This is a genomic window from Nonomuraea sp. NPDC047529 (assembly GCF_040642995.1).
Taxonomy (GTDB): Bacteria; Actinomycetota; Actinomycetes; order Streptosporangiales; family Streptosporangiaceae; genus Nonomuraea.
Genome location: NZ_JBEYTJ010000005.1, coordinates 240,281 through 264,423 on the forward strand (window position 1 = coordinate 240,281; position 24,143 = coordinate 264,423).

General features: G+C 70.7%; 24 protein-coding genes. 14 read left to right on the forward strand and 10 right to left on the reverse strand.

The window, feature by feature from the left end:
• Window positions 1-2: 2 nt before the first annotated feature.
• Window positions 3-881, forward strand: a complete 879-nt coding sequence (locus ABZ815_RS11310; protein ID WP_357696511.1) for a LysR family transcriptional regulator — start codon at window positions 3-5, stop codon at window positions 879-881.
• Between the two features lie 17 nt (window positions 882-898).
• Here ABZ815_RS11310 and ABZ815_RS11315 read toward each other — a convergent pair whose 3' ends face one another.
• The gene (locus ABZ815_RS11315) at window positions 899-1,414 is read right to left on the reverse strand and encodes a GNAT family N-acetyltransferase (RefSeq protein WP_357696513.1); all 516 of its coding nucleotides are present in this window, start codon (window positions 1,412-1,414) and stop codon (window positions 899-901) included.
• A 142-nt stretch (window positions 1,415-1,556) separates the two neighbouring features.
• Here ABZ815_RS11315 and ABZ815_RS11320 point away from each other — a divergent pair, with 142 nt between their 5' ends.
• Window positions 1,557-1,757 carry an EF-hand domain-containing protein gene (locus tag ABZ815_RS11320; RefSeq protein WP_357696515.1) on the forward strand — a complete coding sequence of 67 codons (201 nt, stop codon included), beginning with the start codon at window positions 1,557-1,559 and terminating at the stop codon, window positions 1,755-1,757.
• A 78-nt stretch (window positions 1,758-1,835) separates the two neighbouring features.
• On the opposite strand, the gene ABZ815_RS11325 is transcribed toward ABZ815_RS11320, so the two are convergent.
• Window positions 1,836-3,122, reverse strand: coding sequence for a hypothetical protein (locus tag ABZ815_RS11325; protein WP_357696517.1), 1,287 nt, complete (start codon window positions 3,120-3,122; stop codon window positions 1,836-1,838).
• 227 nt (window positions 3,123-3,349) lie between these two features.
• Here ABZ815_RS11325 and ABZ815_RS11330 point away from each other — a divergent pair, with 227 nt between their 5' ends.
• Window positions 3,350-4,594: an MFS transporter gene (locus tag ABZ815_RS11330; RefSeq protein WP_357696519.1), complete on the forward strand. Its 1,245-nt coding sequence runs from the start codon at window positions 3,350-3,352 to the stop codon at window positions 4,592-4,594.
• On the opposite strand, the gene ABZ815_RS11335 is transcribed toward ABZ815_RS11330, so the two are convergent.
• From ABZ815_RS11335 to ABZ815_RS11345, 3 genes are read right to left on the reverse strand one after another with little or no spacing between them, the layout of a single operon-like run.
• On the reverse strand, window positions 4,586-5,065 hold the full coding sequence (locus ABZ815_RS11335) for a hypothetical protein (RefSeq protein WP_357696521.1): 480 nt from the start codon (window positions 5,063-5,065) through the stop codon (window positions 4,586-4,588). The two genes, ABZ815_RS11330 and ABZ815_RS11335, sit on opposite strands and share 9 nt — an antisense overlap.
• A gap of 58 nt (window positions 5,066-5,123) precedes the next feature.
• Entirely contained in the window at window positions 5,124-6,278 is a 1,155-nt protein-coding gene (locus ABZ815_RS11340; RefSeq protein WP_357696523.1) for an FAD-dependent oxidoreductase, read from the reverse strand.
• 39 nt (window positions 6,279-6,317) lie between these two features.
• Window positions 6,318-6,953 (reverse strand): hypothetical protein, encoded by a 636-nt coding sequence (locus ABZ815_RS11345; protein ID WP_357696525.1) that lies wholly within the window; start codon window positions 6,951-6,953, stop codon window positions 6,318-6,320.
• A gap of 91 nt (window positions 6,954-7,044) precedes the next feature.
• Here ABZ815_RS11345 and ABZ815_RS11350 point away from each other — a divergent pair, with 91 nt between their 5' ends.
• The 7 genes from ABZ815_RS11350 (at window position 7,045) to ABZ815_RS11380 (ending at window position 13,623) form a co-directional block, all read left to right on the forward strand.
• A complete protein-coding gene (locus ABZ815_RS11350) occupies window positions 7,045-7,674 on the forward strand; it encodes a helix-turn-helix domain-containing protein (RefSeq protein ID WP_357696527.1) in 630 nt (209 codons plus the stop codon).
• Window positions 7,675-7,751: 77 nt separating this feature from the next.
• Window positions 7,752-8,921 (forward strand): homogentisate 1,2-dioxygenase domain-containing protein, encoded by a 1,170-nt coding sequence (locus tag ABZ815_RS11355; protein ID WP_357696529.1) that lies wholly within the window; start codon window positions 7,752-7,754, stop codon window positions 8,919-8,921.
• The gene (locus ABZ815_RS11360) at window positions 8,903-9,676 is read left to right on the forward strand and encodes a hypothetical protein (protein WP_357696531.1); all 774 of its coding nucleotides are present in this window, start codon (window positions 8,903-8,905) and stop codon (window positions 9,674-9,676) included. Before ABZ815_RS11355 ends, ABZ815_RS11360 begins: the two co-directional genes overlap by 19 nt.
• Window positions 9,673-10,776, forward strand: coding sequence for a fumarylacetoacetase (fahA, locus tag ABZ815_RS11365; protein ID WP_357696533.1), 1,104 nt, complete (start codon window positions 9,673-9,675; stop codon window positions 10,774-10,776). Before ABZ815_RS11360 ends, fahA begins: the two co-directional genes overlap by 4 nt.
• Before the next feature lie 78 nt (window positions 10,777-10,854).
• Window positions 10,855-12,006: an Ig-like domain-containing protein gene (locus tag ABZ815_RS11370; protein WP_357696535.1), complete on the forward strand. Its 1,152-nt coding sequence runs from the start codon at window positions 10,855-10,857 to the stop codon at window positions 12,004-12,006.
• An 89-nt stretch (window positions 12,007-12,095) separates the two neighbouring features.
• Window positions 12,096-12,527 (forward strand): NfeD family protein, encoded by a 432-nt coding sequence (locus ABZ815_RS11375; RefSeq protein WP_357696537.1) that lies wholly within the window; start codon window positions 12,096-12,098, stop codon window positions 12,525-12,527.
• Window positions 12,528-12,531: 4 nt separating this feature from the next.
• Window positions 12,532-13,623, forward strand: a complete 1,092-nt coding sequence (locus ABZ815_RS11380) for an SPFH domain-containing protein (protein ID WP_357696539.1) — start codon at window positions 12,532-12,534, stop codon at window positions 13,621-13,623.
• 33 nt (window positions 13,624-13,656) lie between these two features.
• On the opposite strand, the gene ABZ815_RS11385 is transcribed toward ABZ815_RS11380, so the two are convergent.
• The 5 genes from ABZ815_RS11385 to ABZ815_RS11405 all read right to left on the reverse strand — a co-directional run bounded on the left by ABZ815_RS11385 (window position 13,657) and on the right by ABZ815_RS11405 (window position 19,569).
• Window positions 13,657-14,826 carry a Gfo/Idh/MocA family oxidoreductase gene (locus ABZ815_RS11385; protein ID WP_357696541.1) on the reverse strand — a complete coding sequence of 390 codons (1,170 nt, stop codon included), beginning with the start codon at window positions 14,824-14,826 and terminating at the stop codon, window positions 13,657-13,659.
• A gap of 26 nt (window positions 14,827-14,852) precedes the next feature.
• Window positions 14,853-16,475: a hypothetical protein gene (locus tag ABZ815_RS11390; protein WP_357696543.1), complete on the reverse strand. Its 1,623-nt coding sequence runs from the start codon at window positions 16,473-16,475 to the stop codon at window positions 14,853-14,855.
• Between the two features lie 16 nt (window positions 16,476-16,491).
• On the reverse strand, window positions 16,492-17,373 hold the full coding sequence (locus ABZ815_RS11395) for a carbohydrate ABC transporter permease (RefSeq protein WP_357696545.1): 882 nt from the start codon (window positions 17,371-17,373) through the stop codon (window positions 16,492-16,494).
• Window positions 17,370-18,281, reverse strand: coding sequence for an ABC transporter permease subunit (locus ABZ815_RS11400; protein ID WP_352325034.1), 912 nt, complete (start codon window positions 18,279-18,281; stop codon window positions 17,370-17,372). Before ABZ815_RS11400 ends, ABZ815_RS11395 begins: the two co-directional genes overlap by 4 nt.
• Window positions 18,282-18,435: 154 nt before the next feature.
• Window positions 18,436-19,569 carry an ROK family protein gene (locus ABZ815_RS11405; protein WP_357696547.1) on the reverse strand — a complete coding sequence of 378 codons (1,134 nt, stop codon included), beginning with the start codon at window positions 19,567-19,569 and terminating at the stop codon, window positions 18,436-18,438.
• Between the two features lie 170 nt (window positions 19,570-19,739).
• Here ABZ815_RS11405 and tdh point away from each other — a divergent pair, with 170 nt between their 5' ends.
• From tdh to ABZ815_RS11425, 4 genes are all read left to right on the forward strand, one after another.
• Entirely contained in the window at window positions 19,740-20,768 is a 1,029-nt protein-coding gene (tdh, locus tag ABZ815_RS11410) for an L-threonine 3-dehydrogenase (RefSeq protein WP_357696549.1), read from the forward strand.
• Window positions 20,768-21,940, forward strand: coding sequence for a glycine C-acetyltransferase (locus tag ABZ815_RS11415; protein ID WP_357696551.1), 1,173 nt, complete (start codon window positions 20,768-20,770; stop codon window positions 21,938-21,940). Before tdh ends, ABZ815_RS11415 begins: the two co-directional genes overlap by 1 nt.
• Window positions 21,941-21,953: 13 nt before the next feature.
• A complete protein-coding gene (locus tag ABZ815_RS11420; protein WP_357696553.1) occupies window positions 21,954-22,856 on the forward strand; it encodes a LysR family transcriptional regulator in 903 nt (300 codons plus the stop codon).
• Window positions 22,857-22,979: 123 nt separating this feature from the next.
• Entirely contained in the window at window positions 22,980-24,137 is a 1,158-nt protein-coding gene (locus ABZ815_RS11425) for an MFS transporter (RefSeq protein ID WP_357696555.1), read from the forward strand.
• The last annotated feature ends 6 nt before the right edge of the window (window positions 24,138-24,143 follow it).

The window sequence follows — 24,143 nt, forward strand, 5'->3', positions numbered from 1 at the left end:
TTATGGACGTGCATCTGCGGGAGCTGCGCTACTTCGTCGCGGTGGCCGAGGAACTGAACGTGACGCGCGCCGCCGAGCGGCTCTTCGTCTCGCAGCCCGCCCTGTCCAAGCAGCTCAGGGTGCTGGAGCGGCAGCTCGGCTTCGCGCTGCTCGAACGGGTGCACAGCGGCGTCACACTGACCCGCGAGGGCGAGGCGCTGCTGCCGGTGGCCCGCGACCTGCTCGGACGCTGGGCCGCCGGGGTGGAGACGGCACGCGCCGCCGCCCCCGCCGGGACGCTGGTCATCGGGATGCAGACGGCCGTCGGCCGCGGGTTGCAGCAGGAGGCGCTGCGGCTGTTCCGGCAGGCCCGGCCGGGATGGGAGGTCTCGCTCCGGCTCGTGGGCTGGGACGACCCGAGCGGCGGCCTGGCCGACGGCTCCTCCGACGTGGCGTTCATCTGGCTGCCGGTGCCGCCGGGGCTGGAGACGCACGTGCTGGTCACCGAGGAGCGTGGGGTGGCGATGCCGGCCGGGCACCGGCTGGCGGGGATGGCCGAGGTCCCGTTCGCCGAGCTGCGGGACGAGCCGTTCATCGCGCTGCCCGCCGCCGCCGGCCCGCTGCGCGACTTCTGGCTCGCCCGCGACGCGCGAGACGACGACCCGGTCGTCGGCGTCACCGCGAACACGCCCGAGGAGGTGTTCGAGGCGGTGATCAGCGGCCTGGGCGTCGTCCTCGTGGCCGAGGGGAACGCGGCCCTGTACAAGCGTCCTGGCATGGTCTACCGCCCGGTGACCGGCCTCTCGCCGGGCCGGCTCGCCATCGCCTGGCGCCGCCAGGACGTCCGCCCCCACGTCACCGCCTTCGTCGACGCCCTGAAACAGGCCGCCACCACGGTCTGACGCGGCGGGGGGGCCGGTCAGGCGAGCGAGCGCCGGTAGCGGACCTCGGTGAGGACGAAGCCCCGGCTGCCGTCCTCCTTGGCCACGCCGTCGTCGTGCCATCCGGCGGCCTCGTAGAACCGTCGGGCGCGGACGTTGGTGTCCAGCACCCACAGGACGGCCTCCTGGTAGCCGGCCTCGGTCAGGGCGGCGAGGACCGCGTCCATCAGCGCCCGGCCGATGCCCCGCCCCCAGCTCTCCGGCGCCAGGTAGATCGTGGCCACCTCGGCGACCGTCGCGCCGTCCTCGCCGTCCCGGGCGGGCAGCACGCCGGCGAAGCCGACGACCCGTCCGTCGGACTCGGCGACCAGCGCTCCCTGCCTGGGCCAGGCCGTACCGGCCAGCCAACGCTCCCAGCCGGGCCTCCGTGCCGCGGGGTCCAGGCGGTCGAGATGGTCCTGAGGGACGAGCCCGCGGTACGCGGCCTGCCAGGACCGTACGTGAACCTCGGCGATCGCCTGGGCGTCGGCCGGGGTCGCCTTTCGGATACGCATCCATCCGTGCTATCACCCCGGGAGCCGCAAATCACGCAAAGCCCCGCTCTTCCGGCGATCACCCCGAATTCATCGGCCTGTTTCGGGAAGTCGCCACTAAGGTCTGACCCGACGCACCGGTAACACAGGAAAGGCACCCCCTATGAACGACCATGCCATCACCTTCGACCTGATCGACGCCGACAAGGACGGCCGCATCTCCGCCGTCGAGCTCGTCCGCCTGATGGAGGTGCTCGGCCAGCCCGTCACCCTGGAGGCCGCCCAGGCAGGCGTGCGGAAGCTGGACAAGGACGGCGACGGCCTCATCGACGTGGACGAGTTCGGCGCGTTCCTGCAGAAATGACCGAGCCGCCCCCTTGCTAGGCGAACTCCTGCCGCCCGCCCCCCGTACGGGCGGGCGGGCGGAACCGGGCGGTTTCCGTCAGGCGGTGTGCAGGTACACCTGGCCGAAGACCTCGGACAGGTTCTTGATGTCGGTGGCGACGTCGGTCTCGGGGCTGCTGTAGTCGTAGACGGTGGCCAGCCTCGGGCGGACGGTGCCGAGCTTCTTGAGCTGGTCCCAGGTGGCGTTGGCCGCCCACTTCTCGCCGTACACGCGGTTGACCTGGCCCTGCGCGTCCTGCCAGCGGCTCCACAGGACGACCGTCTCGGCGGCGTCGGCCTGGAGCGGGGCGGCGATGCGGTCGGTGATGGCCTGGGTGGCCTGCTCGGCGGTGAGCTTGGAGGTACCGGCCGCCGTGAACCCGGCGTCCTCGGCGGCGATCTGGGCGTAGGCGTCCCAGGCGCGGGCGCGGACCTGGATCCACTGGTTGCGCTGGGCCTCGTTGGCGTCGATCTTCCAGGTGGCGTACTCGGTGGCCATGTGGCCGGTGTCCAGGGTCAGCTGGTCGATCTGGCCGCCGGACAGCCAGGCGCCGATGCGGGCCGGGTCGAGCAGCGGGTACTTCTTGGTCATCTCGGCCTTGCAGGCGTCGTTGGCGCCACAGCCGAACAGCGGCACCACCGTGTGCGCCGCGAGCTTCTTGCCGGGCACGAGGTTGCGCAGCGCGGTCGTGGTCTCGGTGACGAACTTGTCCAGCTCCTCCGCCGTGGCGAAGGTCTGGTTGTAGCCGAGCTGCGAGGTGAACCTGATCCCGACGACCCCCGGCTGCGCGGCCAGGGCGGCGACCTTCTTGGCGGCCTCCGCCAGCTTGCCGGCCTTGTAGTCGTCGGCCAGCTCGGTCTCGATCCAGGTTCGCAGGCCGGCGCCGACCGCGCTCTTCACGGCCTGGCCCGCCGGGCTCTCGGCGGCGGCGGTCTTCGCGGCGGCCGAGATCTCGTCAGGGTCGACGTAGCACTTCTGGCCGTCCTGGCAGTCGTCGGGGGTGCCGCCGTCCTCGGCGCCGTCGACGTCCGGGGAGCCGACGTCGTGCATCTCGCCGTCGCCCTCGGAGTCGGTCGCGCACTCGTTGCCCGGCTCGGTGCAGTCGACCACGATCTCGCGCATCGGGCCGGAGTCGATCATGTTCTTGCCGTCGTTGTCCAGCCAGAACCGGGCGATGTCGGCGGCCTCGTCGGGAGTGGCCAGCCAGCGGCAGACGACGTACGCCGGGGTGTCGGCGGACATCAGGTCGTTGCAGCCCCGTGGATCGTCCTCCGACCAGGCGGGAACACCGACGCCGAGCAACGACAGGGCCAGTCCGATGACGAAGATCTTCCGCAGTCGCATGGCGCCTTTACTCCCATGTGGGGGTGATCGTGGGCAGATAGCACAATATCTGGACGATCAACAACGTTCAATGAGATCCACCCCGATTCCCCACAGCCAGCAAGCCCCTCGGTCGAGCCGGCCACCGGCGACTCCCCACGACCGTCACGCCGAATATTCGGACGACAGCACCCGCGCAAGGACGGCAGAATAGTTCGGCTTTGACCGTTTTTGAGGGGACCGGCCCAGTGCACAGCTACCTCCGCGACCTCGGGCTGCTCCGCGACCGCAAGTTCGCCCTGTTGTTGTCCGCGCGGACCATCTCCATGCTCGGCAGCGCCTTCGCGCCCGTGGCGCTCGCCTTCGGCATCCTCGAACTGCCCGGCGCGAACGCCACGACGTTGTCGGTGGTGCTCACCGCCGAGTCACTGCCCATGATCGTGTTCATGCTGCTCGGCGGGGTGATCGCGGACCGGCTGCCGCGGCAGCGGGTGATGATGGCCGGCGAGCTGCTCATGGCGCTGGGCTATTTCGCGCTGGCGGCGATGCTGCTGACCGGCTGGGCGCCGCTGCCCGTGATGAGCGTCGCGGCGGCCGCCTGCGGCGTGGGCATGGCGATCATGTTCCCGGCGCTGACCGGCATCATCCCCGAGGTCGTGCCCGCCGAGCGGCTGCAGGCCGGCAACGCGCTGCTCGGCCTCGGGGCGAACGCCTCGCGCGTGGCCGGGGTGGTGCTGAGCGGCGGCACGGTGCTGCTGTTCGGCGGCGGCTGGGCCCTGCTGGTCAGTGGCGCGATGTTCGCGCTGGCCGGCGTGCTGATCGCGCTGCTGCGCCCGACCCCCGCCGAGCGCGCGGCGGCGGAGCGGCACTCGGTGCTGGCCGACCTGCGCCACGGGTGGCGGGAGTTCAGCTCGCGGCAGTGGATCTGGGTGGTGGTCGCCCAGTTCTCGGTGCTGGTGATGGCGATCCAGGCCGGGCACGGCGTGCTCGGGCCGCTGCTGGCCAAGGAGACTCTGGGCGGGCCGGCGGCCTGGACGGCGTTCCTGGCGGGCGAGGCCGTCGGGACGATCGCCGGGGTGCTGGTGTCGTTGCGGCTGCGCCCGCGCCGGCCGATCCTGCTCGGCACGCTGTTGTGCCTGCCGACCGCGCTGCCGTACGTGCTGCTCGGGCTCGACGCGCCGCTGTGGGCGATCGTGGCGGGGGCGTTCGTGCTGGGTGTGTGCTTCGACGTCTTCGGCGTGCTGTGGCAGACGACGATGCAGCGTGAGATCCCGGCCGAGTCGTTGTCGCGGGTCAGCTCGTACGACGCGCTCGGGTCACTGATGTTCGGGCCGATCGGGCTGATGCTGGCCGCGCCGGCGGCGGTGGCCTTCGGCACCGAAGGGGCGCTGCTCGGCTGCGCCGCCCTCGTCGTGCTGTCCACGCTCGCCGCGCTGGCCGCGCCGGGGGTGCGCAACCTGCGCGCCCCCGAGCCGGAGCCGGTCTCACCGTGAGCGGAACCAGGCGTTGGCCCTCGGCTGGAACATCAGCGTGACGGCCCCGAGCACGGCCGTCAGGTGCAGCACGCGGCTGATCGTGAAGAGCCAGACGACCGTGTCGGCCCCCGCGGCGGCCTCGGCGATCGAGCCGCCGTGCAACAGCCACTGGACGGGCCCCACGACCAGCGACAACGTGCCGAACACACCGAGCCCGACGGCCAAGGTGAGCCTGGCCCAGTTCTGACCCCGGCGCATCCGCAGCGCCAGGACGACCGCGGCGACGAAGACGACTACCCGGAGCCCGGCGCCGGGCAGCAGGTCCACGACGCCGGACGTGCCCTCGTACAACTCCCTGCCGACGGCGAGCACGGTCTCGAACGCCCCCGCCGCCACGGCCGACAGCCACAGCAGCGTGGCGGCGTGCACGACGGGCGGCGGCTGGGGGGTACCGGGCTGGGCGGCATGCGAGGCGAGGGCGGTGGTCATGGCGGGCTCCCTGTATTCGTCGGTTACAGGGGAAGTCTGCGCCCTGCGCCCGCGCGGATCACGCCCGTCGTCCCCCGAATCCCGGTGAGGCGGGCCCTACCCCGAGGTCACCGCTCGTCCGCAGGCCACGGGCCGCCGCGCGCTCGTGCCCGAGCCCGAAACGCGGTTCGGGGACGCGTTCGCCGTCCAGGATCGCGGCCACGTACGCGGCCAGGGCCGGGGCGTGCTTGAACCCGTGCCCGGAGTCGCCGCCGAGCAGCCACACGCCGGGCGAGTCCTCGGCGATGATCCATTCGGCGTCGGGGGTGAGCGCGTACTGGCAGACCTGGCTGAACAGCACCGGCGCGTCCGCCAGCGACGGGAACCTGCGCCGCAGGTAGCCGCGGGCCTGCTCGACCGCGGACGGGTCCACCACCCGGTCGCCCTCCTCCGGCTCGTACGGCTCCCCCTCGGCGTCGGAGGTGGCCTTCACGCCGACCCCGTCCACGTCGCCGTGCCCGTAGGCCGAGGAGCCGTAGTCCACCCAGGCGGGCGTCTCGGGGGTCGACCAGGCGGCGGGCGCGGCGAAGTGCACCGTGTCCTGCCTGGTCACCGTGACCGGGACGGCGAACAGGCCCGGCAGCCAGGCCCCGCACGCCCAGACGACCCGGTCGGCCCGCCGGATCTCGCCGTCCACCTCGACCGCGCTCAGCCCCGGCACGGGCGCCGCCTTGGCCCTGACCAGCCGTACCCCGGCCGCCACGGCCAGCCGGGCGGTCACCTGGGTGGCCCGCCGCGCCCTGAGCACGCCCGCGTGCGGCTCCCACAGCAGGAAGCTCAGGTCGTCGCCGCGGTAGTCGGAGAAGAACCGCCGTCCGTCGGCCGGATCGAGCACCTCAGCAGGTATATCCAGATTTTTCAGCACTTGGGCGCTGGCGTGCTCCCACCCGTCCGGCCGGGCCGCGAACCACACCATGCCCGACTCCAGGAACAGTTCCTCGCCGGCCCGCTCGCCCAGCCGCCGCCAGCCCTCCCGCGCCTCCCAGGCCAGCCGCGCGTACCAGTCGTCCGTGCCGTGGGCGCAGCGCAGAAGCCGCGTCTCACCCGCGCTGGCCTGCCGGACGTGTCCGGGCTTGTACTGTTCGACCAGAGTCACCTGCCAGCCGGTTTCGGCCAGCCGCAACGCCAGCGACGACCCCCATATACCGGCTCCGACCACAATGACCGATTTCATGGAACCACCGTGACCTCAGGACCGCGCCCGCGCAAGAGCTCAGACGATGATCAACCGGACCACGACGCCCGCGCAGTTGCCCGCCACGCAGACGCGCACCGGGACCTCGGAGATGCCGGCCGCCTGGGGCACGCCGCCCACGTGCCCGTCGGGGCCGATCGTCACGCCGGCGGGCAGCTTGGCGTGGTCGGTCACGCTGAAGGTCGGGATCACGCCCTGGGGGCCGCCGTTGATGCCGATCTCGCCGCCGAGCGCGATGCCTGTCCGGCCGGGGAAGGTCAGCTCGCGCGGCTCCCATGGAACGTTCCCGAGCACGACGAGGGTGATGAGCTGCTCCTCGCACGACTGCCCTGTGCAGAGCCCGACCGGGGCGATGAACGTGCCCACGCGTGAGGGCGTGCCGTACAGCCGCCCGCTCGCGTCGACCCTGACTCCCACGGCGACGTAGCCGGGGCGGAAGGCCACCCCCTTGGCGACCGGCAGCAGCCACTGGCTCACCGTGATGCCCTGGGTGAGGTAGAAGGTGTCCTCCACCAGCCGCTCGCTCGCCCGGTCGGGCGGGTCGATCAGGGTCTCCCTCGCCATGTGCGCGATCGGCGTCGTGAGCGACGGGACGGGGGGCGGCAGGGCGCAGAGAGCCAGCCCGGCAACCAGGAACAGCCACCTCTGCCGCATCTTCCCCCCCGACGCTTCTTGTCCTACGTACCCCCTCGCCGCGCTCTTTCACTGCTCTTCCACCGTCGCCCGCCACTCCATAATCGAAGTCATGGCCGCCGAATCCGCCCAGACGCTCGAACGCGGGCTGCGCCTGCTGCGACTTCTCGCCGACGGGAAGGGCGGGCGCACCCCCACGGAGCTGAGCACCGAGCTGTCGCTGAGCCGGCCGGTGGTCTACCGGCTGCTGACGACGTTGCTGAACGAGGGGTTCGTCCGCCGCGACGCCGAGGGGCGGGTGCACCTCGGGTTCGGGGTGCTGGTGCTGGCCCAGGCCGTGCAGCCGTTGCTGCGGGCGGCGGCGGTGCCGACGCTGCGCCGGCTGGCCGAGGAGGTGGGGGCGACCGCCCACCTGACCGTGGCCGAGGGCGACGACGGGCTGGCGGTGGCGGTGGTGGAGCCGTCCTGGACCGACATGCACGTGGCCTACCGGGAGGGGTCGCGTCATCCGCTGGCGAAAGGCGCGGCGGGCCGGGCGATCCTGGCCCTGCGCGAGGGCCGGGACGAATACCTCGTGACGGAGGGGCAGTTGCAGGAGGGGGCGCGGGGCATCGCCGCCCCCGTGACCGGACTGCCGTGGCTGGAGGCCTCGGTGGGGGTGGTGACGTTCGGCCCGCTGGAGGAGGGGACGGGGCCGCGCGTGGTGGCGGCGGCCGCCGAGCTGGCCGCCGCGCTGGGTTGACATCTCCACACCGATGGCGGACGGTAGTCACACATAGAGGACACATGCGTCCGGTAATCGGACAACATGGAGGGCGGATGCCGTACTACCGCGTCGTTGGGGAAGTGCCACGTAAGCGGCACACGCAGTTCAGGCGGCCGGACGGCGGCCTCTACGCCGAGGAGCTGATGGGCGAGGAGGGCTTCTCGTCCGACTCCTCGCTGCTCTACCACCGCTACCTGCCCACCGCGATCATCAAGGCCGAGGCGGTCACACCCACGTCGGCGACGCGGCTGGAGCCCAACCTGCCGCTCTCCCCGCGCCATTTCCGCACCCAGGAGCTGGCCGGCGCCGGTGACCTGGTCGACGGCCGCATCCTGCTCGCCGGCAACGCCGACGTCCGGTTGTCGTACGCCACCAGCGACCAGCCGAGCGAGCTGTACCGCAACTCCATGGGCGACGAGTGCGTCTACGTGCAGCGCGGCTCGGTCCGCTTCGAGTCCACGTACGGTGTCATCGAGGCCGGCGAGGGCGACTACGTCATCATCCCGACCGGCACGATCCACCGCTGGGTCCCCGACGGCCAGGTCAACGTGCTGGCCATCGAGGCGTCCGGGCACATCAGGCCGCCCAAGCGCTACCTGTCCCAGTACGGGCAGTTCCTGGAGCACGCGCCGTACTGCGAGCGCGACCTGCGCGCCCCTTCGCAGACCCTGCTCGTCGAGGGCGAGGAGGTGCCCGTCCTGGTCCGCACGCGGGGCGGCCTGACCAGGCTCGTCTACCGCAACCACCCCTTCGACGTGGTCGGCTGGGACGGCTACCTCTATCCGTACGCCTTCAACATCGACGACTTCGAGCCGATCGTGAAGAAGACGCACGCGCCGCCGCCGGTGCACCAGACGTTCGAGGGGCCCGGGTTCGTGGTCTGCTCGTTCTGCCCGCGGCCGCTCGACTACCACCCCGAGGCCATCCCGATCCCGTACAACCACCACAACGTGGACTCCGACGAGTTCATGTTCTACGTGGGCGGCGACTACACCGCGCGCAAGGGCTCGGGCATCGACGTCGGCTCGGTCTCGCTGCACCCGGCCGGGTTCACGCACGGCCCGCAGCCCGGCGCGGTCGAGGCGGTGATCGACGCGGTCGCCCGCGGCGTCACCACGACGAGCGAGATGGCCGTGATGGTCGACACCTTCCGGCCGCTCGACCTCGGGCAGGGCGCACTGTCCTGTGAGGACCCCGGCTACGCATGGACCTGGGCACGATGACTCTCTACACCGAACTGGTCGACGACGCGGGCCTGTTCCCGCCGACCTCCCTGCACATGGACGAGGCGCTGACCCGCAACCAGCGCGACCTGGAGCGCGGCGACGACGTGCTCACCCACCGCTTCCTCTGCCCGGCCAGCCGGCTCGACCGGCTGCGCGGGCACGCCTACCGGCCGCGGCGCATCGGGGTGATCGTGGACACGCCGGAGGTCCCCGAGTTCGGCGACCTGCCGGTGGACTTCGTGGAGATCCCGCTCGGGGCCGACGAGTCCGTCGCCGGCCTGGCCCGGCGGCTCGGCCTCCCCGCGCACGTACGGCTGTTCGTCGAGGTCCCGCCGGACAAGAAGGTCACCGGCGTGCCCGACGGGGTGGGCCTGAAGGTGCGCTGCGGCGGGCTGAAGGCCGAGGCGTTCCCGCCGGTCGAGCACCTCGCGGCGTTCATCCGGTCCTGCGTGGACGCCGACGTCCCATTCAAGGCCACGGCCGGGCTGCACCACGCGGTGCGGCACTTCGACCCGGCGCTCGGCGTCGACCGGCACGGCTTCCTCAACCTGCTGCTGGCCGTCTGCGAGGCTGTGGAAGGGCGCGATCCCGCACCCGTGCTGCGCACCACCGACGTCGGCCACCTCGTCCGGCTGGCCGGAGCCGTGACGGAGGAGACCGCCAAGCGGGCGCGGCGGCTGCTGGTCAGCTACGGCTCCTGCAGCACCGGCACGCCCATCGAGGACCTGCGGACGCTAGGAGTGATCCAGTGAGCTGGGGAGTGGACAACCTGCCCTACGGCGTGTTCTCCCGCCGGGGCGAACCGCCGAGAGTGGGCGTCAGGTACGGCGACAAGGTGCTCGACCTGGCCGCGGCGCTGCACGACGAGGTGTTCGCCGCCCCCTCGCTCAACCCGTTCATGGCCCGGGGCCGCTCGGCCTGGCACGACACCAGGGCCCTCATCCAGAACAAGCTGACCGGCGACTCCTCGGTCACCGAAGGCCACCTGATCCCGCTCGACCAGGTGCGGATGCATCTGCCGTTCGAGGTGGCCGACTACGTCGACTTCTACTGCTCGCTCGACCACGCGAGCAACATCGGCCGCATCTTCCGTCCCGACGCCGAGCCGTTGCTGCCCAACTGGCGGCACCTGCCCGTCGGCTACCACGGCAGGGCGGGCACGGTCGTCGTGTCGGGCACGCCGGTCCGGCGGCCGCGGGGCCAGCTCAGGGCCGGGGTCTACGGGCCGTGCGCCAAGCTTGACATCGAGGCCGAGCTGGGGTTCGTGGTCGGCGTGCCGTCCGAGCTGGGCTCCCCGGCGGGGGCGTTCGAGGACCACGTGTTCGGGGTGACGCTGGTCAACGACTGGAGCGCGCGCGACATCCAGGCGTGGGAGTACGTGCCGCTCGGCCCGTTCCTGGGCAAGTCGTTCGCGACCTCGGTCTCGCCGTGGGTCACGCCGCTGGAGGCGCTGCCCAGGATCCCCGGCCGCGCCCAGGACCCGGAGCCGCTCGACTACCTGCGCAGGCAGGGCGACTGGGGGCTGGACATCGCCGTCGAGGTCCTGCTCAACGGCGACGTGATCTCGCGGCCGCCGTACCCGAGCATGTACTGGACGCCCGACCAGATGCTCGCCCACATGACCGTGAACGGCGCCTCCCTGCGCACCGGTGACCTGTTCGCCAGCGGCACGATCTCCGGCCCCGAACGAGACCAGCGCGGCTCGCTCATCGAGCTGACCTGGAACGGCGCCGACCCGATCAAGCTGTCCGGCGGCGACACCCGCACCTTCCTCCAGGACGGCGACACGGTGACGATCCGGGCCACCGCCGGCGACCTGACATTGGGCGAGGTGTCCGGAACCATCGGATAAGTAACTCAGGGTGCTTCGGCCGTCGCTCACCGCTAACCTGGGAACTCCCCTTCCCTCGGAAAGCCCTCGGAGAGTGACGTGCGGCGTGCCGCGATCCTGTGTGTCGGCTTCCTCCTGGCCTGCTGCGGCTGCGGTCCCGTCTCGGAGTCCGCGGCCGCGCCCGCGGTCGTGCACGTCTTCCCCGCCCTCGACTCCAAGCGGGCCCGTCCCGACAAGGGCCTGGTCATCACGGCCCGGGGCGGCCGGCTGTCCCAGGTCCTGGTCTACGAGGGAGGCGAGCACGTCCCGGGCCGGTTCGACGCCTCGCACACCACGTGGCGCTCCGACTGGACGCTCAAGCCCGCGACCGAGTACACGGTGACCGCCACGGCCGCGGGCGAGAACGGCCCGTCCACCGTCTCCATGGGCCGCTTCCGCACCCGCGCCGCCGAGCAGACGTTCGGGGTGGCCGCCACCGCGCCGCTGCCGGGCGAGACCGTCGGCGTCGGCATGCCGGTCGTCATCGACTTCGACACCCCGATCCAGGACAAGGCGGCCGTCGAGCGCTCCCTTGAGGTCACGACGAAGACCCCGGCCGAGGGCGCCTGGCGATGGACCAGCGACACCCAGGTGGTCTACCGCACCCGCCGGTTCTGGGCCTCCGGGCAGCAGGTGATGGTCAGCGCCCACCTGGCCGGCGTGCACCCCGCGCCGGGCGTCTACGGCACCCTCGACTCCACCTTCGCCTTCACCGTGGGCCGCAGGCAGACCAGCACGGTCGACACCCGCACCCACCAGATGGTCGTGCGCCGCGACGGCAAGGTGGTGCAGCAGATGGCCATCAGCGCCGGCATGGCCACCACCCGCGAATACACCACGACCAGCGGCATGCACCTGACCATGGACAAGGGAAACCCGGTCCGCATGATCTCCCCCGGCCGCTCCAAGGGCGACCCCGGCTACTACGACCTGCTGATCGAGCACGCCGTGCGCATCTCCAACAGCGGCGAGTACGTGCACGCGAAGGACAATGTCTGGGCCCAGGGAAAGGAAAACGTCAGCCACGGCTGCATCAACGCGCGCCCCGACCAGGCGTCCTGGTTCTACGCCGGTTCGCTGCGCGGCGACCCCGTCCTGATCACCGGCACGGCACGCGAGCTGGAATGGGACAACGGGTGGGGTTTCTGGCAACTCCCGTGGGACAAATGGCTCCAGGGAAGCGCGTTGCCCGCGCCGCCGTCCAGCAGGTGACGGGTGCCTGCGGACGAATGGGGGATTACGGTGGTAAGGGGGAACCAGTCACACACACAGGCCCGTTATAGGTTCAGGAGGGCCGGAGCATGGATGAATGGGTCATCTGGATAATCCTCGCAGTCGTCCTCGGTGTGGCCGAACTGTTCACTCTCACGGCGGCGCTGGGTCTCCTGGGCGTGGCCGCTCTCCTGACCGCCCTGACCGCCGCCGTCGGGCTGCCCGTCCCGCTGCAGATCCTCGTGTTCGCCCTGTCGTCGGCGGCCGGGATGGTGGTCATCCGGCCGCTCGCCCTCCGCCACCTCCAGCAGCCGCCGTTGCAGCGGTTCGGTGTGGAGGCCCTCGTCGGCAAGCCCGCGTACGTGGTCGCCGAGGTCACCGGCCGCGACGGGCGGGTCCGCATCGGGGGTGAGGAGTGGTCCGCGCGCGCATATGACGAGACCCTGGTGATCCCCACCGGGGCCACCGTCGACATCATCGAGATCGAGGGCGCCACAGCCCTCGTGTATCCACGGGAGTGAGCACATGGACCCGTTGCTGATAGCCGGACTGCTGATCATCCTTTTCGCCGCGTTCACCGTGCTCAAAGCCGTGCGGATCGTGCCCCAGGCGCGGGCGCGCAACGTGGAGCGGCTCGGCCGCTACCACCGCACGCTCAAGCCGGGCCTCAACTTCGTCATCCCGTACGTCGACCGCGTCTATCCGATGATCGACCTGCGCGAGCAGGTGGTGACGTTCCGTCCCCAGCCGGTCATCACCGAGGACAACCTGGTCGTCGAGATCGACAACGTCCTGTACTTCCAGGTCACCGACCCCCGGGCGGCGGCGTACGAGATCGCCAACTACATCACGGCCATAGAGCAGCTCACCGTCACGACCATGCGGAACGTGATCGGCTCGATGGACCTGGAGAAGACGCTCACCTCGCGCGACACCATCAACAGCCAGCTGCGCGGCGTGCTCGACGAGGCCACCGGCAAGTGGGGCATCCGCGTCAACCGCGTCGAGGTCAAGGCCATCGACCCGCCCAAGACCATCAAGGACGCGATGGAGAAGCAGATGCGGGCCGAGCGCGACAAGCGGGCCGCGATCCTCAACGCCGAGGGCGCGCGACAGTCGCAGATCCTCACGGCCGAGGGTGACAAGCAGAGCCGCATCCTGCGGGCCGAGGGCCAGCGTTCGGCCGCCATCCTGGAGGCCGAGGGCCAGTCGCGCGCCATCGACCAGGTCTTCCAGGCCGTCCACCGCAACGACCCCGACCCCAAGCTGCTGGCCTACCAGTACCTTCAGGTGCTGCCGCAGCTCGCCCAGGGCAACGGCAACACGTTCTGGGTCATCCCGAGCGAGGTCACCTCGGCGTTGCAGGGCGTCTCGAAGGCGTTCACCGAGGCGCTGCCGAAGTCGGCCGCCACCCGCGAGGATCAGCCCCGGCCGTCGGAAGAGCTGGACAAGGAGATCGCGGCGGCCGCGGAGGCGGCGGCCGAGGCGGTCGCCGACGCGCAGCAGGCCGAGAGCCCCAAGGGGCCGCGCCAGATCGCCCAGGCCGTGAACGAGCCGTCCCCGTTCGCCGACCTGGACCGCGAGCGCGAGAGCGCCCCCAAGGAGAGCGACCGCTGACGTCCGCCGGGGCCCGCGCGGCCCCGGCGTCGCTCAGCGCTGGCCGTTGTCGAAGTAGGCGGCCAGCTCCGGGTCCAGCGGCGGCACGTCGTACGGCATGCCGCCGTCGCGCAGCGACATCGTGGCCATGTATCCGGCCGCCACGCTCATCCTGGCCGCCACGGGTGAGGTGTCGGTCGCTCCGCCTTCCCTGACGAACCTGCAGAACTCGGCCAGGATCTGCGGGTCGGCCCCGCCGTGTGTGCCCTTCGCGGCCGGCACCTGGTAGGCGATGTCGCAGTCGTCCCGGTAGGAGGTGGGGCCGGTGTTCCACACCTTGACCGTGTCCCCCGGGCCGTCGCCGAAGTTCTCCAGGCGGCCCTCGGTGCCGATGACGGTGTAGTTGCGCACGTAGTCGGGGCTGAAGTGGCACTGCTGGTAGGCGGCGATGACGCCGTTGTCCAGGCGCATGTTCATCACCGACACGTCCTCGACGTCCACCACGTGGTGCAGGTCCCGCCGCTCGGTGGGCGGCCAGTCGAAGTCCCGCAGCCAGCCCTCCGGCCGGGGCGTCCCGGGCTCGCGGCGCGGCAGGTCGCCGTAGACCATCAGGTCGCCCAGGGCGTTCACGCGGGTGGTGTAGCCGCCGGCCAGCCAGTGGATCACGTCGAGGTCGTGCGCCGCCTTCTGCAGCAGCAGGCCCGTGGTACGGGTGCGGTCGGCGTGCCAGTCCTTGAAGTAGTAGTCGCCGCCGTAGGACACGAAGTGGCGTACCCACACGGTCTTGGGCTCGCCGATCACACCCTTGCCGATGATGTCGCGCATCAGCCGCACCACGCCCATGTGGCGCATGTTGTGCCCCACGTACAGGCGGGTGCCGGTCTCGCGGGCGACCCTCAGGATGTTGTCGCAGCCCTCGACGGTGATCGCCATCGGCTTCTCCAGGTAGACGGCCTTGCCTGCCTGGAGGGCGTCGATCGCGATGCGCTCGTGCGTGTCGTCGGGGGTGTTGACGATGATCGCGTCGAGGTCCGGCCGGTCGAGCAGCTCGCGGTACTCCCCGGTCAGGAACTCCGCCTCGAACCGCTCCGACTTCGTCTTGAGCACTGCCGGGTCGGAGTCGCACAGCGCCGCCACGACCGAGCCCTCGCCGGGCCGGTGCGCGGCCAGAGCGAGGCTCGTCCGCAGCCCGAGCCCGATGACTCCGATGCGCAGGTCTTCCACAAGTGTCCTTTCAAACGATAGAACGGTCAGCCCTTGGCGATGGAGGCCTCGTACTCGGCCCGCATCGCCTCGCCGCCCCTGCCCAGCCACTTCTTGACGAAGGCCGGCCAGTCCGACATCGACTTACGGCCGGTCACGATGTCGTCGACCATGTCCTTGCCCATGGTGCTCAGCTCACCGTTCTTCTGCGTGTAGGTGTCGGAGAAGTGGCCGGTGGTGACGCGCTCCTGAAGCATAGGGGCGACCTTGGTCTCGAAGTCGTGGATGAGCTTGGTGCGCTCGGGCTGGCCGGGCAGGAACAGCGCGGACGGTGAGCCGATCACGAACGAGAGCGGCTGCTGCGTGGTGGGCACCTCGGCCGCGCCCTTGTCGGTGAAGGCGAGGTCGCCGTCCTTCTTGGTGAAGTGGGTGCCCTCGACGCCGAAGTTGACGCGCTCGTACTCCTCCGTGCCGAACGGGGCGGCCAGGTAGTTGAGCACGCCGAGCATGGTCTCGATGCGCTTGGGGTCCACCTTCTTGCTGATCGAGGTGAAGCCCACCGAGCCGAGGCCGGCGTTGTAGACCGGCTTGGACGACGGCGTGGCCGCGAAGGGCACGATCGCGCCCAGATTGTACTTCTGGGTCTTGGCGTCGTTGAGGAAGCCGGGGAACGACTCGACGTACGCGCCGATCTGGCCGTTGGCGACCTTGTCCTTGATGGTGGCCAGGGCGGGGTCGGGCCAGAACAGGTTGGCCTTGAAGCACTTGACCGCGAGCTCCAGGGCCGCCTGGTACTCGGGCGTCTCGAACTGGTGGGTCAGCTTGCCCCCGGCCAGCTTCCAGGTGTTGGGGGCGCCGTACCAGTGGCTGAACATGTGCACGTGGTTGTAGTAGCTCGGTTCGAGCGGGTACTTGTTCTTCTTCACGTCCAGCAGCTGCTTGGCCTTGGCCAGGAAGTCGTCGGCGCCGGTGAAGGCCGTGCCGCCGACCGGCTCCCAGTAGTCGGTGTTGACCAGGAACACCTGCCCGAACCGGCTGTAGGCCACCGCCACGCCGTACAGCTTCCCGTCGGTGACCGCGGACTTCCAGGTCACGTCGCCCAGGTTGGCCAGGTTCGGATACTTCTTGATCGCGTCGCCGCTCAGGTACGACGTCAGGTCGTGGAACTTGGCCGCCAGCAGCTCGGGCACCCGCTGCAGACCCTGGTTCGGCGGGAACCAGACCAGGTCGGGCAGGTCGTCGCTGGCGATGATGGCGTTGAACTTGTCGGGGTAGCCGTCGCCCACCACGATGTTCATGCTCCACTCGGAGCCCAGGGCCTTGCCCAGCTCCTGGAGGTAGGTGTTCTGGCCGGGCGCGGGCGGCGCGACGTCCCACGTCTGGGTGAGCGAGGTGATCTTCTGGCCGTCGCCGGGCGCGGTGGCGACGGACTTGACCAGCTCGCTCGGGTACTTCAGGTACGCCGGGTCCTGGCCCGCGTCGATCGGCAGGTCGGGCGTGGGGATCTTGGCGGCGGTGTACGTCGGCAGCGTCAGCTTCTTGGACAGATCGGCGCCGCCCTGCTTCACACCCGCGGGGCCGCCCTCGCCTCCGCAGGCCGCGAGCCCGGCTACCGTGGCGCCGGCGAGCGCGAGTCCGAGGAATCCACGACGGGACATGATGGATGACATGGTTGCTCCCGGGTTCTCAGCCCTTGATGGCGCCGGTGAGGACGCCCTTGGTGAAGTACTTCTGGAGGAAGGGGTAGGCGAGCAGGATCGGCACGAGCGCGATGATGAGCACCGCCATCTGCACCGATGAGGCGGGCAGGTCGCGCACGATCGCGACGTCCGAGCCCGTGGCCGCGGTGCCGCGGAAGATGAACTGCCGCAGCACGACCTGGATGGGGTGCTTGGTCTGGTCGTTGATGTAGAGGATGGCGTTGAAGAACGTGTTCCAGTACGAGACCGCGTAGAACAGGCCGACGACGGCGATCACCGCCTTGGACAGCGGGAGCGCGATCCGCCACATCATGCGGAACTCGCCGCACCCGTCCATGCGGGCGGCCTCGAACAGCTCCTCGGGCAGGTTCTGGAAGAACGACCTGACCACGACCACGTTGAACGCGTTGACCAGCACCGGCACGATGAGCGACTGGTAGGTGTCGATCATCCCGAGTTCCTTGACCATCAGGTAGCTCGGGATCATGCCGGGCGTGAACAGGAACGTGGCCAGCACCATGAGCAGGATCGGCTTGCCGCCGAGCATGCCGCGCCGCGACAGCGCGTAGCCGAGGAAGACCGTGCAGATCAGGCTGAGCGCGGTGCCGGTGAGCGTGATGCCGATGCTGATCAGCACCGACCGGGTGACCGCGCCGCCGGACAGGATCAGCGAGTACGCCTCGAACGTGGGGTGCGAGGGCCAGAGCACGTAGCTGCCGCCGTTGGCGATGCTCTCGGCGCGTCCCATCAGGCTCGTGCCGACGGCCAGCCCGAACGGGTACAGCACGACCACGGTGATCGCGGTCAGCACGACGAACTTGAGCGTGCGCCCGGCGACGGTCGGGCGCTCCATCCACGGCGGCCTCATCGATAGATCCCTTGCTCTCCGAAGCGGTGCGCGAGCTTGTTCGCCGCGTAGATGAGCGCCGCGCCGATGAGCCCCTTCATGAGGCCGGCCGCGGTGCTCATGCCCCAGTCGCCGTCCCGGATGCCGTGGTAGTAGACGTAGGTGTCGATGACCTCGGCCGCTCCGGCGCCCACGGCCTCCCGTTGCAGGACCATCTGCTCGAAGCCGACGGACAGGATGTCGCCCAGGCGCAGGATGAGCATCATGAGGATGACCGAGCGGATGCCGGGCAGCGTGACGTGCCACAGGCGGCGTTTCCAGTCGGCGCCGTCGATCGCGGCGGCCTCGTACTGGCTCATGTCGATCGCGGTGATCGCGGCCAGGAAGATGATCGTGCCCCAGCCGCAGTCCTTCCAGATCACCTGGGCGGTCACGAGGAGCTTGAAGGTGTCGGCGTTCGACATCAGGTTGCCGATGGTGACGCCGTGCGAGTTCAGGAACGAGCTCACCGTGCCGGCCCCGCCGATGACCTGCTGGAACATCGCCACCACGACCACCCACGACAGGAAGTGCGGCAGGTAGACGACGGTCTGGATGAACCGCTTGACGCGGTGGCCGATCAGGGAGTTCAGCAGGAGCGCGAGCGCGATCGGGGCCGGGAAGTAGAGGACGAGCTGCAGCGCCGTGATCTGCAGGGTGTTGCCGACCGCGCTCCAGAACTCGGGCTCCTCCAGCAGCATCACGAAGTTGTCCAGGCCCACCCAGGGGCTGCCCGCGATGCCGAGGAACGGCGCGTAGTCCTTGAAGGCGATGACGTTGCCCAGCAGCGGCACGTAGAAGAAGGCCACGAAGTACAGGACGCCGGGCAGGCACAGGGCCAGCAGCGTCCAGTCGCGCTTCAGCCGCTCAAGCAGGGTGACAGCGGCCACACGCTCACCTCCAGTCGGGTCGGGATTGGCTGGAGGCTAGTACCGATTTATGCAAATAACTAGCTTAAATCGAGCAGATCTACGCATGACCGCTGGATCGATGTCACCCAGCGACATGGCCGTGACAGAACGGTGACCTAATTAACCAAGAAAGCTACGTAAAGAGCAGCCGATTCGCCTGGTCGAGGGCAAAACGGACAGCACCCAGCGTGATGCACTCGCTGCCCAGCCCTGACGCGACCACCTCCGGCGGATAGAGGCAGTACTCCTCGAACACCTCGCGCACCGGCTCGACCAGCAGGTCTCCGGCCGAGGACAGGCTGCCGCCGATGACCACCATGTCCGGGTCGAGCGGATTGACCACCGTGATGAGCCCGGCGGCCAGGCCGCGCGCCAACTCCCTGACCGCCCGGCCCGCCCGCTCGTCGCCGGCGCGGGCCCTGGCGATCGCGAACTCGGCGCTCTGCCTGCTGGAGCGCAGCTCGCCCGGCTCGACGGCCATCGCGTACTCCAGGACGTGCCGGAAGGCCGTCCAGTTGTTGTGCGGCTGGGCGCCGATCTCGCCGCCGGCCGCGTGCGCCCCCCGGTACGGCCGGCCGCCGATGAGCAGGCCCATGCCGATGCGGTCGCCGGTGAACAGGTAGACGACGTCGTCGCGGCCCTGGGCGGCGCCCCGCCAGTGCTCGGCGAGGACGGCCAGGCGCATGTCGTTCTCGACGAGCACCGGCGCGGGGATGCGGGCCGACAGCTCGCCCTGGAGGTCGATGCCGGTCCAGTCGGACAGGGCGACACTCTTCACGACGCGCCCGGAGCCGTCGACCGTGCCGGTGGTGCCCACGCCGACGACGGTGACGTCCGCGAGCGCCAGCCCTGCCTGGGCGGCGGTCGCCGAGGCGAGCTCGACGATCTCGTCCAGCCGCTCGGCGGCGGGCATGTCCCGGTGGTTGGGCGCGCGGCGGGTGACCGTGATCGTGCCGTTCAGGTCGGCCAGCATGGCGCGCAGGCTGGAACCGCCGATGCCGACGCCCAGCACGTGCCCCGCCGAGGCGCGGAACCTGAACCGCTTGGCCGGTCGCCCTCGCTGGCGGTCGCCGGCCTCCTCCTCGCACTCCTCCGCCCAGCCCTCGGTGACCAGGTCGTCGACGATGACCTCGGCCGTCGGCCTGGACACCCGGGCCGCCCTGGCCAGCTCCGACAGCGTGGCCACGTCGGCCTCGCGCAGCACGCGCAGGATGGCCGCCGAGTTGAGCTTGCGCAGGAGCGAGGCGTCGCCGCTCTGCTGTCGCACCGATACCTCCGAGTCGACGGGCAGGTCATCTACAAGCTTATTTCGTAATTGTGCCTGGTCCCGCTGCCGCGTGAAGCTGAGCTGTGGGGGCACTTAAGAATCCCTCGATGGACAGGTTCCGAGGGGAGCGGGCACAGTGCGTTAGGTTCGGAACAGGGGGAAGTGAATCGATGAAAGCGCTGGTCAAGCAGAAGGCCGAGCCCGGCCTTTGGCTGGTGGACGTGCCGGAGCCCGAGGTTCGGCCGGGCGAGGTGAAGATCCGGGTGCTGCGTACCGGCATCTGTGGCACCGACCTGCACATCCGCAAATATGACGACTGGGCGCGGCACACGCTGAAGCTCCCGCTCGTCGTCGGACACGAGTTCAGCGGCCACGTGGTCGAGGTCGCGCCCGGTGTGGAGGACATCGCCGTCGGCGACCTGGTGAGCGGCGAGGGCCACATCGTCTGCGGCAAGTGCCGCAACTGCATGGCCGGACGCCGCCACCTGTGCCGCAACACGGTCGGCCTCGGCGTGAACCGGGACGGCGCGTTCGCCGAGTTCGTCACCCTGCCCGCCTCGAACGTGTGGGTGCACCGGGTGCCCGTTCATCCCGACGTGGCGGCCATCTTCGACCCGTTCGGCAACGCCGTGCACACCGCACTGTCCTTCCCCCTGGTCGGCGAGGACGTGCTGATCACCGGCGCCGGCCCGATCGGCCTCATGGCCGCGGCCGTGGCCACGCACGTCGGCGCGCGCAACGTGGTGATCACCGACGTCAGCGACGAGCGCCTCGACCTGGCCGGCAAGCTCGGCGTCTCGCTCGCGCTCAACGTCTCCAGGGCGTCGATCGGCGAGGGCGTGCGCCAGCTCCACATGCGGGAGGGCTTCGACGTCGGGCTGGAGATGTCCGGTAACCCAGGGGCCATGCGAGACATGATCGCGAACATGACGCACGGAGGGAAGATCGCGATGCTCGGTCTTCCCGCCGAGGAGTTCGCCGTCGACTGGGCGACCGTGGTGACCTCGATGCTCACGATCAAGGGCGTTTACGGCCGGGAGATGTACGAGACCTGGTACAACATGTCAGTCCTGCTGGAAAAGGGGCTCGACCTCTCCCCCGTGATCACTGATCGGTTTTCGTACCACGACTTCGACGCCGCCTTCGACACGGCCGCGAGCGGCCGTACGGGCAAGGTCATCCTCGATTGGAGCGCTTGATGTTCACGAACGTGCGCGAGCAGCTGCGTACGACGCTCGACGAGATCACCGAGGCCGGGCTGCTCAAGCCCGAGCGGGTGATCACCACCCCGCAGAGCTCCCAGGTCGGCGTGGCCGGGCGCGAGGTGCTGAACTTCTGCGCCAACAACTACCTGGGCCTGGCCGACAACCCCGAGGTGGTCGAGGCGGCCAAGCAGGCGCTCGACCGCTGGGGCTTCGGCATGGCGTCCGTGCGGTTCATCTGCGGCACCCAGGAGGTGCACAAGGAGCTCGAATCGCGCCTGTCGGACTTCCTGGGCATGGAGGACACCGTCCTCTACAGCTCGTGTTTCGACGCCAACGGCGGCGTCTTCGAGACCCTGCTCGACGCCCAGGACGCGGTGATCTCCGACGCGCTCAACCACGCGAGCATCATCGACGGCATCCGGCTGTCCAAGGCCCAGCGCTTCCGCTACGCCAACCGTGACATGGCCGAGCTGGAGGCCAGGCTCAAGGAGGCGTCCGACGCCCGGCGGCGGCTGATCGTCACCGACGGCGTCTTCTCCATGGACGGCTACCTCGCCCCCCTGCGCGAGATCTGCGACCTGGCCGACCGGTACGACGCCATGGTCATGGTGGACGACTCCCACGCCGTCGGCTTCGTCGGCCCCACCGGCCGCGGCACGCCCGAGCTGCACGGCGTGACCGACCGCGTCGACATCATCACCGGCACCCTGGGCAAGGCGCTCGGCGGGGCCAGCGGCGGCTACGTCTCGGCCCGCAAGGAGGTCTGCGAGCTGCTGCGCCAGCGGTCGCGGCCGTACCTGTTCTCCAACTCCCTGGCCCCCGTCATCGCGGCGGCCTCGCTGCGCATCCTCGACCTGCTGGAGACGTCCGGCGAGGCGCGCGAGCGGCTGCGCTCGAACACCGCGCGCTTCCGCGGCGAGATGACCAAGGCCGGGTTCGACATCCTGCCGGGCGATCACCCGATCGTGCCCGTGATGATCGGCGACGCCGGCGAGGCGGGAGCCATGGCCGAACGCCTCCTCGACCTGGGTGTCTACGTGATCGGCTTCTCCTACCCGGTCGTCCCGCACGGCCAGGCCAGGATCAGGGTGCAGCTCTCGGCCGCCCACTCGGCCGAGGACGTCGACCGGGCCGTGGCGGCGTTCGTCCAAGCTCGCCAGGGTTGAGTATTCTCGCTGCGTGATTGACACGCGGCGGCTTCGCACACTGCGGGCGGTGGCCGACCACGGCACGGTCACCGCCGCCGCGGCGGCGCTCCACCTGACCCCTTCGGCGGTCTCCCAGCAGCTCGTGGCTCTGGAGCACGAGGTGGGCCACCGGCTGTTCACGCGTGACGGCCGGGGCGTGCACCTCACCGCCGTGGGCAAGATCATGGTGGGGCACGCCAACGAGGTGCTGGCCCAGCTCGAACGCGCCGAGGCCGAGGTGGCCGCGTACACCACGGGCGAGGCCGGCGAGGTGACCGTTGCCTGCTTCGCCACCGCGATCAGCGCCGTGCTCTCCCCCGCCATCGCCGCCCTGCGCGCCACCGCGCCCGCCCTCAAGGTCCGGGTGCTCGACGCCGAGGGCGACCACAGCCTGGCCATGCTGCTCGACGGCGGGGCCGACCTGGCGGTGACGGTCGAGTACCGGGGCGGGCCCGACGCCGCCGACCGCCGGCTGTCGCGCATCCCCCTGTACGCCGAGCCGTTCGACCTGGTCCTGCCCGAGGGGCATCCGGAAGCGGGGTCGGCCACGCTGGTGTCGCTCGCCGCCGACACCTGGATCGGCCCCTACCCGGGCAATCCCGTGCACGACGTCATCACCTTCGCCTGCCAGCAGGTGGGCTTCACGCCCAACGTCGTCCACTGCTCCGACGACTTCCGGGCCGTGGTGGCGCTGGTGGGGGCGGGGGCGGGGGTGGCGCTCGTACCGCGGCTCGCGCTCCGGGACATGGCGCTGACGGGGGTCGTGGTGCGCCACACGCCGGGGCCCGACCGCCGGGTCTTCGCCGCGATCCGCCGGGGCTCAGACGCACACCCCCTGCTCCTCCCCCTGCTCTCCGCCCTGCGCACGGTCGCCGCCTCCCTCACCTCCGACTGACCGCCCCCGAAGGGCCGCTCCAGGGCCGTCGCGACCCTGTGGAAGGCCGGGGCGGCGCTCTGCCGCCTTCCGGACGGGGAAGATCGGCGATCTTGGGGTTAGCGTGGGCGTATGGGAATGGATATGCCGTATCGGGGCCTGTTCAGGATGCCGGGGGTCGGGGCGCAGGCCGTGTTCGGCTTCCTTTCCCAGCTCACGCAGCAGGTCGCGCCCGTAGGGATGGTCCTGGTCGTGCAGGCGGCGACCGGGTCGCTGGCGCTCGCCGGGACGTGCGCGGCGGCGTTCTCGGTGGGCGCGGGCATGGGCAGGCCCGTCCAGGGGCGGCTGATGGACCGGCGCGGCCCTCGGGCGGTGCTCGCGGCGACGGCGTTCCTGCACGTCGCCGGGCTGATCGCACTGGTCGCGGCGGCGGCGGGCGGCTGGCCGGCGTGGACGTTCGTGGCGCTGGGCTGGGTCGCCGGGGCCGGGCTGCCGCCGATCTCGGTGAGCATGCGCGTCGAATGGGGGCGGCAGGTCGGCGACGACGCCCGTACGGCCGTCTACAGCCTGGTCTACCTGGTGCAGGAGCTGGCCATGCTGGTCGGGCCGCTGCTGTTCGGGCTGGTGATCGCGGCGGCCTCGTCCTCGCTGGCGCTGGGGGTGGTGGCGGTGGCCGCGGGGGCGGGCACGCTGGCCTTCTCGCGGGCGCTGCGGGCCGACGGGGCGGCTCCCGTACGGGAGGGCGGGCGGGTCTTCGCCGACCGCGGGATGCTGGTGCTGCTGGCCGTGGTGCTGCTGCTCGGCGGGACCATGGGCGCGCTGCAGGTGGGGGTGCCCGCGATGGCCGCCGCCCGGGACGTGCCCGCCGCCACCGGGCTGCTCGTGGCGGCGCTCTCACTGGGCGGCATCGCCGGGGCGGCCGGGTACGGGGCCCGTACGTGGGCGTCCTCGCCGGCGGCGCGACTGGTGGGGTTGATGCTGGTGCTCGGGGTCGTGCTGGCGCCGCTGGCGGTGGTCGGGGCGTTGCCGGCGTTCTGGGCGGTGCTGTTCGCCGGGGGGCTGGTGCTGAATCCGGCGCTGACGACGTCGTCGCTGCTGGTGGACCGGTTCGCGCCCGGGGCCCAGGGGGAGGCGTTCGGGTGGTTGTCCACGGCCATGGGGATGGGCGCCGCGGCGGGATCGGGGGTGGCGGGGGTGGCCGGGCAGTGGTCCGGGGCGTCGGCGCCGTTCCTGGTGAGCGCGGCGTCCGCCCTGCTGGGCGCCCTGCTCGCGGTCCCACTGCTCGGTAGGAGAAAAGCGTGACGACGG